This is a genomic window from Bacillus sp. D48C, assembly GCF_053345735.1.
In genome coordinates this window covers 345044-361680 of record NZ_JBKFAQ010000002.1, presented here as the reverse complement: position 1 = coordinate 361680, position 16637 = coordinate 345044, and the positions used below count along the sequence as shown (strand labels likewise).

The 16637-nt window shown below is 34.9% G+C and carries 12 protein-coding genes and 1 other annotated feature; of the genes, 7 read left to right on the top strand and 5 right to left on the bottom strand.

The features are described 5' to 3' along the window. The first annotated feature begins 380 nt into the window (after window positions 1-380). From ACLBXA_RS06955 to ACLBXA_RS06945, 3 genes are all read left to right on the top strand, one after another. On the top strand, window positions 381-1211 hold the full coding sequence (locus ACLBXA_RS06955) for a VanW family protein (RefSeq protein WP_001028246.1): 831 nt from the start codon (window positions 381-383) through the stop codon (window positions 1209-1211). Window positions 1212-1500: 289 nt separating this feature from the next. After that, window positions 1501-3888 carry an immune inhibitor A domain-containing protein gene (locus tag ACLBXA_RS06950; RefSeq protein WP_332277433.1) on the top strand — a complete coding sequence of 796 codons (2388 nt, stop codon included), beginning with the start codon at window positions 1501-1503 and terminating at the stop codon, window positions 3886-3888. A 306-nt stretch (window positions 3889-4194) separates the two neighbouring features. Next, window positions 4195-5226 carry a fatty acid desaturase gene (locus tag ACLBXA_RS06945; RefSeq protein ID WP_000171500.1) on the top strand — a complete coding sequence of 344 codons (1032 nt, stop codon included), beginning with the start codon at window positions 4195-4197 and terminating at the stop codon, window positions 5224-5226. Window positions 5227-5526: 300 nt separating this feature from the next. Here the strand turns inward: ACLBXA_RS06945 and ACLBXA_RS06940 are convergent, their stop codons facing one another. The 3 genes from ACLBXA_RS06940 to ACLBXA_RS06930 all read right to left on the bottom strand — a co-directional run bounded on the left by ACLBXA_RS06940 (window position 5527) and on the right by ACLBXA_RS06930 (window position 8545). Beyond that, window positions 5527-5985: a VOC family protein gene (locus ACLBXA_RS06940; RefSeq protein WP_025989052.1), complete on the bottom strand. Its 459-nt coding sequence runs from the start codon at window positions 5983-5985 to the stop codon at window positions 5527-5529. A 448-nt stretch (window positions 5986-6433) separates the two neighbouring features. Next, window positions 6434-6781 (bottom strand): VOC family protein, encoded by a 348-nt coding sequence (locus tag ACLBXA_RS06935; protein ID WP_332277432.1) that lies wholly within the window; start codon window positions 6779-6781, stop codon window positions 6434-6436. Between the two features lie 339 nt (window positions 6782-7120). Further along, the gene (locus tag ACLBXA_RS06930; RefSeq protein ID WP_000079997.1) at window positions 7121-8545 is read right to left on the bottom strand and encodes an amino acid permease; all 1425 of its coding nucleotides are present in this window, start codon (window positions 8543-8545) and stop codon (window positions 7121-7123) included. A gap of 267 nt (window positions 8546-8812) precedes the next feature. Here ACLBXA_RS06930 and ACLBXA_RS06925 point away from each other — a divergent pair, with 267 nt between their 5' ends. Beyond that, on the top strand, window positions 8813-9562 hold the full coding sequence (locus ACLBXA_RS06925) for an IclR family transcriptional regulator (RefSeq protein ID WP_000250748.1): 750 nt from the start codon (window positions 8813-8815) through the stop codon (window positions 9560-9562). Window positions 9563-9614: 52 nt separating this feature from the next. Next, the gene (locus ACLBXA_RS06920) at window positions 9615-11282 is read left to right on the top strand and encodes a M20/M25/M40 family metallo-hydrolase (protein ID WP_140159725.1); all 1668 of its coding nucleotides are present in this window, start codon (window positions 9615-9617) and stop codon (window positions 11280-11282) included. A gap of 175 nt (window positions 11283-11457) precedes the next feature. Here the strand turns inward: ACLBXA_RS06920 and proC are convergent, their stop codons facing one another. Then, entirely contained in the window at window positions 11458-12276 is an 819-nt protein-coding gene (proC, locus tag ACLBXA_RS06915; protein ID WP_000360720.1) for a pyrroline-5-carboxylate reductase, read from the bottom strand. 340 nt (window positions 12277-12616) lie between these two features. After that, window positions 12617-12827 (top strand) — a binding site (T-box leader). A 138-nt stretch (window positions 12828-12965) separates the two neighbouring features. Between proC and proB the strand changes: the two genes are divergently transcribed. Together proB and proA are read left to right on the top strand one after the other, a co-directional pair. Then, a complete protein-coding gene (proB, locus tag ACLBXA_RS06910; RefSeq protein WP_000744738.1) occupies window positions 12966-14069 on the top strand; it encodes a glutamate 5-kinase in 1104 nt (367 codons plus the stop codon). 16 nt (window positions 14070-14085) lie between these two features. Then, entirely contained in the window at window positions 14086-15333 is a 1248-nt protein-coding gene (gene proA, locus ACLBXA_RS06905) for a gamma-glutamyl phosphate reductase (RefSeq protein ID WP_332277431.1), read from the top strand. A 56-nt stretch (window positions 15334-15389) separates the two neighbouring features. On the opposite strand, the gene ACLBXA_RS06900 is transcribed toward proA, so the two are convergent. Then, a complete protein-coding gene (locus tag ACLBXA_RS06900) occupies window positions 15390-16583 on the bottom strand; it encodes a NupC/NupG family nucleoside CNT transporter (protein ID WP_218225784.1) in 1194 nt (397 codons plus the stop codon). Window positions 16584-16637 lie beyond the last annotated feature (54 nt).

The window sequence follows — 16637 nt, the reverse complement described above, 5'->3', positions numbered from 1 at the left end:
GTTAAAGGGGAATTATATTCTTTTCTTACATTAAAAAATTTCGTTTTGTAGAATAGAGAATTTATACATATAGTAAAGTCTAATGTATTATCAATTAATATTTACGAAAAATATATTAATACTTTAGAATTTCTTTAATTTTCATTATTTTTTATTTAAGGTTATCCGTTATATTTATAATGTGTTTATTTCAATTTATCGTATTGTAGCGCAGTTTCATATAATTAGAAAGCAATCCTCAAAATAAAATCTCCACTAGAGTAAATTTATTATTTTTTTGCGTTTTTTATTTACAAAAATTATTATGCCGCTAAGAAAACTGTAGTTTATTGAATTAGAGATATATTAGAATTTATTTGAAGAAAGAGAGAGGGAATAAAATGAATATAGTGCACTTACGTCCTAAACAGCGTTCTAAGTATCGAATTATGCTAGGGACGTGGTATTACTCTACAAAGAGGTATATTCAGTGGTTATCAGACGGAAAAACATATGCAAAAAGGTTCCAACAAGAAAAGCTACCTTGTACAGCAATTCAGCACCGAACGATATTACTCCGTAAGCTCAAAGATGTAGATATGTGGTATCAACAGAATAAGGTTGTTAATTTGAAAATTGCTGTTAAAAAACTAAATGGTATCGTCATTAGACCAGGAGAAACATTTTCTTACTGGCGTTTAATAGGTAAGCCTACGAGGAAAAAAGGGTATGTAGAAGGTATGGTATTACATTACGGATCTTTTCAAACAGGTATTGGAGGAGGTCTTTGTCAGCTTTCGAATTTAATATATTGGATGACTTTACATACACCACTGACAGTAACAGAACGATATCGTCATAGCTTTGATGTCTTTCCTGATTCTAGGCGAACTCAACCGTTTGGGAGTGGAGCAACTTGTTCCTATAACTATTTGGATTTACAAATTAAAAATGAAACGGACCAACCGTATCAACTTCATCTTTATATGACAGATGAATATTTAGTTGGTGAATGGAGAACAGTCTATCCGCAACTTTATCAATATGAAGTGTATGAGAAAGAACATTCAATTCAACCTGCATACTGGGGCGGTTATATACGACATAATGTGATTCAACGTAAAGTATATAATCAACAGAAACAGTTAATAGAAGATCAATATGTAACAGAGAATCACGCTATAATGATGTACGAACCACTATTAGCTTGTAATAATGAGAATAGTGAGTAATATGGTAATCCATAGATTAAATAGTATAGAAAATATTTAATTCTTATTTTTATTAAAAAAGTATGAATCCCAGATTTACTGGATTTTAATTGTAACTAAGAACATATAAAAGTTCACTGTTATTTATAGGAGAGTCTGTTTGTTTTTATATCTTATGTATTTCACCCTGCATAAAAAAATATTTCTCAACATTTTATTTGTTGAAAAAGATTGAATATTCGTATTATAACGAATATTATGTTGTTATCGGCAAAAAACGATAATTTGCAGACACTGGGGAGGAAATACATTGAAAAAGAAAAAGAAATTAAAACCATTAGCGGTATTAACAACAGCAGCAGTACTAAGTAGTACGTTTGCTTTTGGAGGTCACGCAGCTTATGCTGAGACACCAACATCATCTCTACCAATAGATGAGCACTTAATACCGGAGGAGCGTTTGGCAGAAGCGCTGAAACAACGGGGGGTAATTGATCAATCTGCATCACAAGCTGAGACGTCAAAGGCTGTCGAAAAATATGTTGAGAAAAAGAAAGGGGAAAACCCTGGGAAAGAAATCTTAACAGGAGATAGTCTTACACAAGAAGCTTCTGATTTTATGAAAAAAGTAAAAGATACAAAAATGAAGGAAAATGAACAGGCACAGCAGCCTGAAGTAGGCCCAGTAGCTGGACAAGGTGCAGCATTGAATCCAGGGAAATTAAATGGAAAAGTACCTACTACATCAGCGAAGCAAGAAGAATACAATGGAGCTGTTCGAAAAGATAAAGTACTTGTTTTACTTGTAGAATTTAGCGATTTTAAGCATAACAATATTGATCAAGAGCCAGGATACATGTATTCTAAGGACTTTAATCGTGAACATTATCAAAAAATGTTATTTGGTGATGAACCATTCACTTTATTTGATGGATCGAAGATTAACACATTTAAGCAATATTATGAAGAACAATCTGGTGGTAGCTATACAGTTGATGGGACTGTAACAGAGTGGCTTACTGTTCCAGGAAAAGCATCAGATTATGGTGCTGATGCGGGTACTGGGCATGATAACAAGGGGCCTTTAGGACCAAAAGATTTTGTGAAAGAAGCATTAAAAGCAGCGGTAGCAAAAGGAATCAATTTAGCAGACTATGACCAATTTGATCAATACGATCAAGATGGTGATGGAAATAAAAATGAGCCAGATGGCATTATTGATCATTTAATGGTTGTACATGCTGGCGTTGGTCAAGAAGCTGGCGGCGGTAAATTGAAAGATGATGCGATTTGGTCACATCGTTCAAAACTAGGTTCAAAACCATATGCAATTGATGGCACGAAATCTTCTGTTTCGAACTGGGGCGGAAAGATGGCTGCATATGATTATACAATCGAGCCTGAAGACGGAGCAGTTGGTGTGTTTGCACATGAGTATGGCCATGATTTAGGCTTACCAGATGAATATGATACAAAGTACTCAGGACAAGGTGAACCTGTTGAGTCATGGTCTATTATGAGTGGTGGTAGCTGGGCTGGAAAAATTGCAGGAACAGAGCCAACGAGTTTCTCACCACAAAATAAAGAGTTTTTCCAAAAGAATATGAAGGGGAACTGGGCGAATATTCTTGAAGTAGATTATGACAAACTTAGCAAAGGAATCGGTGTTGCAACATATGTAGATCAAAGTACTACAAAATCTAAACGACCTGGAATTGTTCGTGTTAACTTGCCGGACAAAGATATAAAAAATATCGAATCGGCGTTTGGTAAGAAGTTCTATTACAGTACAAAAGGAAATGACATTCATACAACACTTGAGACACCAGTATTTGACTTAACAAATGCAAAGGATGCTAAGTTCGATTATAAGGCATTTTACGAACTTGAAGCGAAGTATGATTTCCTTGACGTATATGCGATTGCAGAAGATGGAACGAAGACACGCATTGATAGAATGGGCGAAAAAGATGTAAAAGGCGGCGCGGATACAACTGATGGTAAATGGGTTGATAAATCATACGATTTAAGCCAATTCAAAGGGAAAAAAGTAAAACTGCAATTTGAGTACTTAACAGATATTGCAGTAGCTTATAAAGGATTTGCGTTAGATAATGCAGCCTTAACTGTAGATGGAAAAGTTGTTTTCTCTGATGATGCAGAAGGTCAGCCAGCAATGACGTTAAAAGGCTTTACTGTGTCTAACGGATTTGAACAGAAAAAACATAATTACTATGTAGAGTGGAGAAATTACGCTGGTTCTGACACTGCGTTACAACATGCACGTGGCCCAGTATTTAATACAGGAATGGTTGTATGGTATGCGGATCAAAGCTTTACAGATAACTGGGTAGGCGTTCATCCAGGTGAAGGGTTCTTAGGAGTAGTAGATTCTCATCCAGAGGCAATTGTAGGGACATTAAACGGACAACCTACTGTGAAGAGCAGTACGCGTTATCAAATTGCCGATGCGGCATTCTCATTTGATCAAACACCAACATGGAAAGTAAATTCACCAACACGCGGTATCTTTGATTATAAAGGATTACCAGGAGTGGCAAAATTTGATGATTCTAAGCAATACATCAACAGCGTTATTCCTGATGCAGGACGTAAGTTACCGAAGCTAGGACTGAAGTTTGAAGTAGTAGGCCAAGCTGAAGACAAGTCTGCAGGTGCAGTTTGGCTTCATCGATAAAATAAGGTAAAAAGAAGAGAAGCTGCGATAAGTCGGTGAAACTGACTGATTGCAGCTTTTTTCTTCTTGTGAAAAAACTCGCTGTTTTTTATGTACTTATTGGAAAAATATGAAGTTTTTTTGATACATAAAATGCTCCGTCTGTCCAATTATAGAAGCTATTTTGGACGTAAGAAATTTGTAAGTAATGAGTAAGAAAAAAGAGATTTTCATAGTATAAAATATTTATTATAGCTACTTTTAACACCTGATACTAATAGTGTGCTATAATATGAATTAGCAACAAAAAGGAAAGGAATTAGAACAATGACCTTAGAAAATACTAAAAATTTAAAAAAACAAGTTGCTCCTTTTGAAAAATCAACGATTAAAAAAAGTGTTTGGCAACTGATCAACACAATCGTGCCATTTATTATTTTATGGTACCTTGCTTATAAAAGTTTGTCAGTTTCTTATTGGTTAACATTAGTTCCAGCACTGTTAGCCGCTGGATTTATGACAAGGATTTTCATTATTTTTCATGATTGTACCCATTATTCATTCTTTAAAAGTCGACGTGCAAATAGAATAGTTGGAACGTGTATGGGTGTTTTAACATTATTCCCATTTGATCAGTGGGGGCATGAGCATTCTATTCACCACGCTACGAGTGGTAATTTGGATAAGAGGGGTACAGGGGATATTTGGACGCTTACAGTAGATGAATATGTAGCAGCACCATTTAGACTCCGTTTAGCATATCGTTTATATCGCAATCCATTCGTTATGTTTGGGTTAGGCCCAATTTATGTTTTCCTGCTTAAAAATAGATTTAACCGAAAAGGTGCTAGAAAAAAAGAACGTATGAACACTTATTTAACAAATATTTTAATCGTTGCTGTAGTAGCTATACTTTGCTGGGCGATTGGGTGGCAATCGTTTCTGTTAGTACATGGTACTATATTCTTAATAGCAGGTTCAGTAGGGATTTGGCTGTTTTACGTACAGCACACATTTGAGGATTCTTATTTTGAAGAGGATAAAGATTGGGAATATGTGAAAGCGGCAGTGGAAGGAAGTTCTTTTTATAAGCTTCCCAAAATTTTGCAATTTCTAACGGGTAATATTGGATTCCATCATGTTCACCATTTAAGCCCAAGAGTACCTAACTATAAACTAGAAGAGGCACACAATAATACGCTTCCTTTAAAAAATGTACCAACGATTACGCTTGCTACAAGCTTACAATCACTACGTTTCCGTCTTTGGGATGAGAAAAGTAACAATTTTGTTAGCTTTAAAGATGTCAAAAATATAATTAAAAATAATGTTTCTGTTCGGGTGAAATCTGAACTATAATTGCATCGCATATAAAACTCCCCTTAATCATTTTCGATTTAAGGGGAGTTTTTGTTTAAAGAGTAGATGCCAGATAAGAAGAAAAATTAAATGATTCAAATTATAATTGAAGCAGATTAGGAATTGCTCGTACGTAAGTACAAATATAAGGTGACAGTAAATACATTATGTTAATAAGTGGAGTTGTCATGAATTCTCCATTATGATAACTGTTCATAAATCCGACGAAAATTAATAGCAAAAGGGGGATAGTACAACATTATATCTAAAAATAAGAAAAGACTTGAATGGAAATTTCATTCATTTTTCTTGGTGTTCCGCATTCCATACACTTAAATAAGATGCATATTCTAATTCATCTGGATTCTCATGTAACATAGAAATGAATTCTAATTTATTTCCATCACAATCTAGAAAGTATACACTTGCAGCGGGCATCCACCTTTGGACAATTGGCTCTTGATTTCCTTTTCCTTGACTTCCTATCACTTCTATTCCACGTTCCTCTAACCAAGATTTAGAAGTCATTAAAGATTCTAAATTTACACCAAAAGCAAAATGTCTCGGCTCAAAGTCTTCGATATTATTTACTTCCCATAGTCCAAGCATTTGTTTTTTATTTTCTCCGACCCAAAAGAAAGCCACTCTTCTTTTGGAGAGTTTTCTTGCTAACGTTAATCCTAGCTTGTTTTGATAGAAATTTATCGCTTTTTCTAAATTTTTTACATGTAAATGAGTTTCGTATATGTTCTGTATTATTATGATCATTCCTTTCTTTATTGGTAACTACCAATTGAATAGTGAATGTAATTCTAAAGTTGAAATATGTATAAGCCTAGTAATGTACATCTATATCCGATATACCTACTTACTATTATATTGAAATTGAAATAAGATAAATCCAACTGAGGTAGCAAGTTTAAATGAATATTCTACTACTTTTGTAGGAGAGGGGATATATTCATTAAATTCAGATGAAATCATATTAAAATAATGAAAAACACTATTCTTTTCGTAAGAATAGCATCTTTTTTAATGTTCTTAAGTTGATGGCCATAGGGCAGAATTTGAAAAATGCGAAATTACAAAGCTAAGAATTTTAACTCCACAAAAAAATCGATTTCCTGTGGAGTTAAAGGAATCGACTTTTTATTTACCTTGTTGTATTAACGCGGCTGTTAACTTAATAGTAGATAAGTATAATCACCTATTTCTCCCAAAGTTCAATCAATCGACCTTCAGGATCCTTAATCCAAATAAACTTTCCAAATTCACTCATTTCTTCTTTCTTTTCAAGAGGTACATCAATATTCTCAAGATGCTTTATAGTCTTGTTTAGATTATATACTTGGAAATTTAACATTACTTGTTGTTCTGTTGGAAAATAATTGTCATTCTCAGTAAAGAAAGAAAAGATGGTCTCATTTCCTAACTGGGGTTTAATCACAGTCCCATTCCAATCTTCTATATCAAGTTTCAACACTTCACTGTACCATTTTTTTATAACATCAAGATTCTTAGTTCTCCAAAATATTCCTCCGAAACCTTTTATCATCGTATCTAACTCCTGTCTGTCTTTAAATATATATTAAATATATCCAAACAAAACAGTAATAGTAAGCTGAATCATCAACTTATGAACAGTAAAAATCATAATTGCTAGTATTGTAGCATTTACTACATTAACACTTTCAACATCATCATTGGCAAAACTTGAAATCTGGGGGGAAGGTATTGAAATGCTCACTTTTCAACCCATAGTTCATCTGAGAAATTCAGAACTTAAAGTGTTATAAATAATCCTTTCAATAGTAGGGAGAAATGAAAGAAGGAACGATAAAAGACCATACATGAAGTGAAGCGCCACGTGTGGTCTTTTATGTATCGTCAAATATTACATAGTCTCGCTAATTTTACTTTCACTATGAGTGTTAGTAGATATTCTTTTCTTAACTTTAAAGTGATAGTAGGTATAGCAAAAGATGATAAATGGTACAGTGCAATAGATTCCAAGTCGTTGTTCTGGGATAAAAATAAGACTGATTAATATAATGCCATACAATCCAAAACCAAGAATTGGTACGAGTGGATAAAGTGGTGTTTTAAATTTTAAGTCTTCTAATTTTCCACCGTCTGCTAAATAATGTTTGCGGAAAAAGAATTGAGAAACACAAATTGACATCCAAACAATAATGGTAATGACTCCGGAAATTGAAATGAGCCATAAGTAAACCGTTTCAGCAGCTACTACGCTTGTCAAAAGAGAAAAAGCAGAAATAGCTATCGTCATGATTAAAGCGTTGAGAGGAATTCCACGTGATGATAATTTCTTTAAAAAGGTTGGAGCCATTTCGTTTTTTGATAAAGACCAAAGCATTCGAGTAGCAGCGTATAGTCCTGAGTTTGCAACAGAAAGAACAGCAGTAAGAATAACAAAGTTCATAATATCAGCTGCATATGGAATACCGATATTATCAAAAACAGCAACGAATGGGCTCTTTGTTAATCCAGCTTCTTCCCAAGGAATTAAAGCAACAAGAACAAAGATTGCTAAGACGAAGAAAAACATCGTGCGCCATATAATATTTCTAATAGAACGAGGTAAAGTTTTTGCTGGATCTTCACTTTCACCTGCTGCGATTCCAACAAGTTCTGTACCTTGGAAGGAATAGTTGACTGTAACCATTGTTAAAAGAATAGCGGCAAGTCCATTTGGGAATAAACCACCATGATTTACGAAATTTGATAATAGCGGAGCGGGTTCGTCGCCTTTTAAATCAATAAAACCGAACATAGCGGCGCCGCCAAGAATAATGAAAGCGATAATGGCAGATACTTTTATACTTGAAAACCAAAATTCTGTTTCTGCATAACTACGAGCAGATAATGCGTTAATAGTGAAGATTGTAACGCCAAATATTAAACACCAAACCCAAACAGGAATATCAGGAAACCAGCGCTGCATTGTAATGCCGGCAGTTGTAAATTCAAGACCGGTCGTATTCGCCCAGCTTAACCAATACAACCATCCGATTGTAAAGCCAGTTGCAGGATTGATGAACTTAGTGGCATATTCCTGGAAAGAACCTGAGACAGGCATGGCTACAGCGAGTTCACCAAGACATAGCATAACGAAATACATTAATAATCCACCGGCCATAAAGGCAAGTACGGATCCGCCAGGTCCAGCTTGACTTATTATAAAGCCAGATCCGTTAAATAACCCCGTTCCAATCACACCACCGAGTGCAATCATGAATAAGTGTCTACTTTTCATCGTTCGTTTTAATTCATTGTTTGTATTACTTACTTGGGCCATTGTTTTCCTCACTTTCGTAGTTGATAGAATAAAGTTTGATGTTTTTCCGTATTATGGAATGTATTCCGTGATGTGAAATCTTGTTATAATTTTCAGATAATTAAAAAGAAAAGTCAATATTTTTTTGTTTGCGTTTTCAATTCTTTGTTAGTGATATGTTTTTATTGTTAGAAAATTAAATAAATAAATTGATTTCATTTCGAATGTTTGCTAAATTGATAGTTAATTAAGCATACTAACATATTACGAGTAAAGTTGAGGCGAGTTATGGTACAGTCCATTGATCGAGCGATAAGTATTATTAAATTATTGAATTCTACAAATGAAAAAGAGTATTGGGCTATTTCTGATATAGCAGATGGAACACATCTCCCAGTTAGTACAGTACATAGATTACTTAACTCTCTAATGGAGCATGGGTTAGTTACACAAATACCAGAGACAAAACAGTACAAAATTGGACCAATGTGGATGGAAATAGGGTTACGTCAATTGGAGAAGGTAGACTACAGATCAGTTGCAAGAGAAGTGATGAAGCGGTTGGCCTTTGAAGTCGAAGAAAGTGTCTATTTAAATATTCCAAACGGAACACATTCTATTATCATTGAAAGAATGGATAGTCCTTTAAAAATTCGAGTTATCGATAATCTAGGGGAACAAATTCCACTTTCAATTGGTGCCGCAAATAAAACGATGCTTGCTAATATGAAAACGAATGAAATGGAACATATTGTAGAACATTTACTTTCTTCATTACCAGAACAAAAGCAAATTCTTCTTAATCAAATAAAGCAAATAAAAAATGAAGGATATGCTGTCAGTTATGGTGAAAAAACAGAAGGGACAGCTTCAGTAGCTGCACCTATTATCGGATTTAATCATAAAGTAGTAGGAGCATTAAGTGTTGGGTTAATTAGTCATCGTATTAATGATGATCGACTATCTTTTCTTATTAGCAAGGTAAAACAAGCGGCTCATGAAATATCAATAAAAATCGGCAGTACATCAGAACTATAATTTTGATAGCTGTCGTCATTTTTTTATTCATATACTGGAATTAGTTTTCATAATGTGGAAAAATAGGGGGATTTATATGTCAAAGTGGCAATCAAAAGAACAATTGATTCAATTATTAAGCGGTCTTGTTGAAATTCCTAGTATTACCGGTTCAGAAGCTGAAGTAATATTGCCAGACTTTGTTGTGGAACAGTTATCTGATTTACAGTACTTCAAAGAAAACCCGCATCATTTACAAAAAAATCCGACAGGGGACGGACGATATTTTGTTACAGCACTAGTAAAGAAAAGCGATAGTATAAAAAATACTGTAATTCTAGTAAGTCACTTTGATGTTGTAGATGTACAAGATTACGGAGTGTGGAAAGAAGATGCATTTAATCCTAAAAAGTTAACATCTATGTTTTATTCTCATAAAGATGAACTTCCAGACCATGTACGTGAAGATATAGAACATGGGGAATGGCTGTTTGGTAGAGGAACAATGGATATGAAATGCGGTCTAGCATTACAAATGGCAATGATTGAACAAGCATGTGAAGGAAGATTCGATGGGAATGTTCTTTTATTGGCTGTACCAGATGAAGAAGTGAATTCTGTAGGGATGAGGGCCGCTGTTCCAAGACTGTTAGATTTAGCTAGAGAGCATAACTTAGATTATAAAACGGTCTTAAACTCAGAGCCTATGTTTTCAAGACATCCTGGTGACCAAAATAAGTATATTTACACTGGCTCTATTGGTAAAGTGTTACCTGGTTTTCTTTGCTATGGAAAAGAGACACATGTAGGTGAACCTTTTGCAGGCTTAAATGGGAGTTATATGGCTTCATTAATAACAGCAGAATTAGAGTTAAACACAGACCTTTGTGATATTGTAGAAGGGGAAGCGAGTCCTCCGCCAACTAACTTACTTCAAAGGGACTTAAAGGAGGATTATTCTGTACAAATTCCGCATCGTGCAGTTACATTATTTAATTTGTTTTTATTAGAAAAATCAATGACAGATGTAGTTTCATTGTTACGTCAAAAAGTAACGAAAGTAGCAGAGAAAATAGAAGAGTCGTATGAAAAACATGCATATCGTTTTTCTAAATATAATCCATTTATACCACCTAATCTTAAAGTAAATGTATTAACTTATGAAGAGCTTATCACATATGCAATTGAGCAACATGGACAAGAAAAAATAAATCATATTCAATCTAATATTATAAAAAATAGAGAAGATAAAGATGATCGTGCGGTAACGATTGATTTAGTAGATAAATTAGCGATTTTATGTAAAGAAAAGGCACCGATGATTGTACTTTTCTTCGCTCCGCCGTACTATCCAGCTGTGAGTTCGCGCAACAATCCTTTAATAAAAGAGGTAGTTGTAGAAATGGAAAAGTATGCACACTACAATCATAAGATTACATTTGAAAACCAAAATTATTTTGGGGGGATTTCAGATTTAAGCTATGTAGGCTTGCAGTATCCACTGGATTCAATGAGTTCGCTTGTAGACAATATGCCATTATGGGATAAAGGTTATTCAATTCCGCTTCAGGAATTAGAAGAGTTTGATGTTCCAGTATTAAATATGGGGCCGGTAGGAAAAGATGCACATCAATGGACAGAACGTCTAGATGTAAACTACGCATTTGAAACACTATTAGATATGTTACCGAAATGCATTGAAAAATTATTAGTTTCTAATAAAATTACACAATCACAGTAGGGAATAGGTAAGGGATAAAACAGAACCTTTAAAGAAGATTCGAATTAAATTATTTTAATATAATTAAAAACGGAACGACCAAGCTCAATTTTATATGAGTTTGGCCGTTTATCATGTAGTGGATTTTTAATTAAAATTATGTGAATTCATAGCTAACGTAATCTCTTTTATAGTTTTATTTTTTAGTTTGACCAGATAGTTCAACAGACTTTTGCGTACAACGTTGCATAGCTGAAATAATCGCTGTTCGTAATCCTTTTTCCTCTAATGTTGCTACAGCTTCTATTGTCGTTCCACCAGGAGAACAAACCATATCTTTCAATTCACCTGGATGTATTCCTGTTTCTAGTACCATTTTTGCAGAGCCTAACACAGCTTGAGCAGCGAATTTATATGCTTGATTTCTTGGCATACCATCTAGTACAGCAGCATCTGCCATCGCTTCTATAATCATATATACATAAGCTGGTGAAGAACCACTTACGGATGTGACAACATCCATTAATTTTTCACTTACGATCTCTGTTTGACCAAAACTATTGAAAATGTTTAGTACATCTTCTAAATCTTTTTCTGTCACCATTTCATTAGGGCATAATGCAGACATTCCTTCTCCAACAAGAGCAGGAGTATTAGGCATTACTCTTACAACCTTTAATTTTTTATTAAAGGCATTTTCAGTACTTTCAATACTTTTCCCAGCAGCAATCGTAATGATGATAGCATCGTTTTTGATTACTTCTTTTATTTCATTAATTATTGATGCGTATAGGTCTGGTTTGATTGATAAAATTAAAATATCAGCATTTTTAGCTACTTTATTGTTGTCGGTAGTTGTAGTTAGCCCATATTTTTCACTAGCATTTTTTAAATTAGCAGTGTTTAAATCTGAACAAATAATATGATTTGAAGACACTATCTTTTTGTTTATCATTCCGCCAATCATAGCCATTCCCATATTTCCGCAACCGATGAATCCAATTTGTTTATCCATAATAACTCAATCTTGCTCCTTTTATAATCAATTATATCGGTTTGATATTATTATCTTAGAATAAGAATAACATCCCTGTGCAATATAAAGAAACATTCTAAGAGAATATATTCCTTTTTGCAACACTAAAAGATAAAAATTAATTATATTCGACATTATGTAAATATATACACTATAATTTAAGGTTTTATGTTTATGAATATGAGTTAAACTTATATCAATTTGTATTTTCATTCAGTAGGGCAATAATTTCATACAAGTAACTTGTGGCTCTATTTATTTTTAAAAATACCTCTTGACACCGAATCGAACTATATCGCATAATATAAAAAAATTAGATCGAAAATCGTTGAAGGGAATTAGTACATATGTCTTCTTACGAAAGAGAGTGGAATTCACCGGCTGAAAGATTCCTCGTATAGAATGTATCGAACCTATCCCTGAGTCTTAAATGAAAGTTTAGGCGTTCGCCTGCGTTATAGGCACCAAGTGGATATCTATGTATATCAATTAAGGTGGTACCGCGGAACAATGACCGTTTCGTCCTTTTTATTTTATTAAGGGCGAAGCGGTCATTTTTATTTTGCTCTTAAATACTTCAATGCAGCATTGATGAGAATAGATATAGTTGCAAAGTGAATGAAGTGTAAACTATAAAAACTTTGATTTTAGACTTGGGGGATAAAAAGGTGAAAAAACAACGAATTGTTGTAAAGATTGGAAGTAGTTCCTTGGCAGATAGTCACGGAGGCATCTCTACAGAACAGCTTTCAGATCACGTTGCCGCATTGGCTCGGTTGAAAGAGGAAGGGCACGAGGTTGTGTTAATTACATCTGGAGCCGTCGCTGCAGGTTTTTCAGCGCTAGGATATCCTAGTAGACCTGTAACGATTAAAGGGAAACAGGCTGCAGCAGCTGTCGGACAAAGTTTGTTAATGCAGGCGTACACGGAGGAATTCCGTAAATATGGCATCGTTACTGCGCAACTTTTGCTGACGAGAAGTGATTTTTCTAGAAAAGAACAATATAGTAATGCTTACGCTACGTTAGGAGAATTACTAAACCGTTCCGCTCTTCCAATTATTAATGAAAATGATTCCATCTCTTTAGAGGAGCTGACGTTCGGTGATAATGATATGCTGTCAGCTTTAGTAAGCGGGCTTGTTTCGGCGGATATGCTTATGATCTTTACGGATGTGAACGGGTTATATGACAAAAATCCTCAGAAAAATGCGGATGCAAAAAAATATTATTTTCTTCCTGAAGTTACGGAAGAAATTTCTTCTCTTGCAGGAGATGCTGGCTCAAAACTTGGGACTGGTGGTATGAAATCAAAAATCGATGCTGCAAAGACAGCACTCTCTCTTGGTGTGAGTGTATTTATCGGGACAGGACGTGGACAGGAAAAGTTTGTAGATGTTTTGAAGGGTAAGGGTGATGGAACGTATGTTGGTAATGCTCCTCAAAAAGAAATGAAGATGAACAAGCAATGGATTGCCTTGCATTCGCTTGTTAGCGGACAAATTGAAGTAGATGCTGGGGCGGCTACTGCCATCATTCAGCATGGTAAGAGTTTACTTCCAGCTGGTGTTACGAATGTATCAGGATTTTTCCAAGTGGGTGAAGTTGTAGAGGTTGTAACGCAACAAGGGCGCGTAATAGGAAAAGGACAATGCACATATAGTGCAGAGGAACTAAGAGATGTAAAAGGTATGCAAAGCCAAGATATTCAAGTAAGAGGCGAGAGACATAGTTATGAAGTCATTCATAGAGATCATTGGGTTTCACTTTAAAAAGGAGGAAATGAAAATGAATGAAGTGTTGGCAAAGGGGATAAAAGCAAAAGAGGTTGTTAGGGAACTTGTACTAAAATCTACAAATCAAAAAAACGAAGCACTTGCTGCAATTGCAAATCAATTAATAAGTGAAACAGCTTATATTTTAGAGGAAAACAAACGGGATATAGAAGAAGGTAAGGCAAAAGGGTTTTCTGATTCTCTCCTTGATCGCCTTATGCTGAATGAACAGCGTATTGTTGATATGACAGAAGGGATTAAGCAGCTAATTGAATTACGTGATCCTGTAGGAGAATGTGTAAGTGCATGGGAAAGGCCAAATGGACTATCTATTCAGGAAATGCGCGTACCACTTGGTGTTGTTGGGATGATTTATGAGGCAAGACCGAATGTAACAGTGGATGCTGCTACAATTTGTTTGAAAACAGGAAACGCAGTCATATTACGTGGTAGTTCTTCTGCTATTCATTCTAATAAAGCGATCGTTGCCGTTATTCACAGGGCGCTCAAACAAACAAGCTTACCTCAAGAAAGCGTCCAGCTTATAGAAGATACAACGCGAGATAGCGCAAAGCAGTTGTTTACAATGAAGGATTATCTAGACGTTCTTATTCCAAGAGGTGGCAAACAATTAATCGATACTGTTGTGAGAGAAGCGTCTGTTCCAGTACTTGAAACAGGTGCGGGAAATTGTCATATATTCATTGATGAAACAGCGGATAAACAAATGGCATTGGATATTATTATAAATGCAAAAACGCAGCGTCCATCTGTATGTAATGCGATTGAAACGATTGTTCTTCATGAGAAGTGGGCAGAGAAATATGGTAGCGAGTTGTTTTCTTCTTTGAAGGATAGAGGTGTGGAGCTACGTGGTGATCAAAAAGCATTTGCAATGGATTCTTCAATTGTACTTGCTTCAGAAGAAGACTGGGGGACAGAATTTTTATCTCTTACACTAGCAGTGAAAGTGGTTTCCACTGTTGAAGAAGCGATTCATCATATAAATACGTATGGATCTATGCATTCTGAAGCAATTATTACTGAAAACGAGGAAAACGTCAGCAAGTTTTTTACTTCTGTAGATGCCGCGGCACTTTATCATAATGCATCGACTCGTTTTACAGATGGATCCGAATTTGGATTCGGAGCGGAAATTGGTATCAGTACGCAAAAATTACACGTAAGAGGACCAATGGGGCTTCCAGCATTAACTTCCACAAAATATGTAATTCGTGGAAATGGACAAATTCGGAGCTAAGAATAACAAAAGACATCCAATTTAATTGAGATGTCTTTTGTTATTATAATATCCATTTACCATACAAAAAGCCCTACAAGCATAGCGCTTAATAAAGAAACAGCCATCCCGCTAACAAGAAGCTTCCAAACATTTTTACCGATGACTGATGATTTTTCCCCGCCAAATAATGAATTGTAAGTTCCGTAAATCATACCTACTGTACTAAAGTTAGCAAAAGAAGCTAGAAATGTTGTTGCAACCGCAACCGTATGCGGTTGTAGCGACTTTAAGTTTGATTTTAAATCCATCATAGCAACAAATTCATTCGTCGTAATTTTTATTCCCATTAATTCAGCTACATACATAGCATCTTTGCCGGATAAACCGAGTAAAAATGCAAAAGGACTAAAGATAATGGAGAAGATTTTTTGAATTGTTAACCCCGTTACAAAAAAGCCTAAAATCCCATTTAAACATGCTGTTAAAGCTACATACCCAATTACCATGGCTAAAATAACGATAACCATATTCATTCCAACTAACATACTGTTTGAAATAGTAGAAAAGAAATCCTTTTTTTCATGTTTGGAAGGTGTGTAAACAACGTCTTCTTCTTTCGAAACTTCCACAGGATTTAATACATTGGCTAAAATTAATGCGTTAATACAGTTTAATGGGATTGCGCTGAAAATATATGTTGCTGGAACCATTGATAAATAAGCACCAAGAATGGATCCGCTAACGCTACTCATACTCATAATTCCAAAAGTCAACAAACGATTTTCTTTTAAAACAGATAATTGATCACGAACAACTGCAAGTGCTTCGGTGTTCCCTAAAAACATCATTTGAATGGAAAAGAAACTTTCTAACTTTGGCAAACGAGAAATCTTTGAAATAACTGCACCTACTTTATCAATAATCCAAGTTAAGATTCCGAAATAAGATAGAATATCGAAAAAAGTAATAACAAAAATGATAGGAAGTAATGCACTAAAGAAGAAATCAATGTGTGGACTGTCCATAGCGGAAGGAAATGCAAAGCGAATACCTTCGTTCGCGCATGCCAGTAGCCAACTGAAAAATGACGCAATTTTATTAATGATAATACTGCCGAGTTTCGTGCCTAACATAAACCACGTAATAAAAAGCTCCAATATGATGAGAATTACAATTGGTCTCCATTTTATATGTTTTTTATTAGGCGAACATAAGAAAACGATTAATATGACAACGAAAATCCCTAACATATTTAATATGAAATGCATGTCAACCACTCCTTGAGCTTTATTATTTGTATATAAAAAAGCTCTTATTCTTCT

What these genes read in the sequence shown, in the direction of transcription:
- ACLBXA_RS06930 (WP_000079997.1), bottom strand. Translation starts at nt 8,545, where the DNA reads ATGGCCCAAGTAAGTAATACAAACAATGAATTAAAACGAACGATGAAA.
- proA (WP_332277431.1), top strand. Translation starts at nt 14,086, where the DNA reads ATGAATGAAGTGTTGGCAAAGGGGATAAAAGCAAAAGAGGTTGTTAGG.
- ACLBXA_RS06935 (WP_332277432.1), bottom strand. Translation starts at nt 6,781, where the DNA reads ATGATAAAAGGTTTCGGAGGAATATTTTGGAGAACTAAGAATCTTGAT.
- ACLBXA_RS06955 (WP_001028246.1), top strand. Translation starts at nt 381, where the DNA reads ATGAATATAGTGCACTTACGTCCTAAACAGCGTTCTAAGTATCGAATT.
- ACLBXA_RS06925 (WP_000250748.1), top strand. Translation starts at nt 8,813, where the DNA reads ATGGTACAGTCCATTGATCGAGCGATAAGTATTATTAAATTATTGAAT.
- ACLBXA_RS06920 (WP_140159725.1), top strand. Translation starts at nt 9,615, where the DNA reads ATGTGGAAAAATAGGGGGATTTATATGTCAAAGTGGCAATCAAAAGAA.
- ACLBXA_RS06900 (WP_218225784.1), bottom strand. Translation starts at nt 16,583, where the DNA reads ATGCATTTCATATTAAATATGTTAGGGATTTTCGTTGTCATATTAATC.
- proC (WP_000360720.1), bottom strand. Translation starts at nt 12,276, where the DNA reads ATGGATAAACAAATTGGATTCATCGGTTGCGGAAATATGGGAATGGCT.
- ACLBXA_RS06945 (WP_000171500.1), top strand. Translation starts at nt 4,195, where the DNA reads ATGACCTTAGAAAATACTAAAAATTTAAAAAAACAAGTTGCTCCTTTT.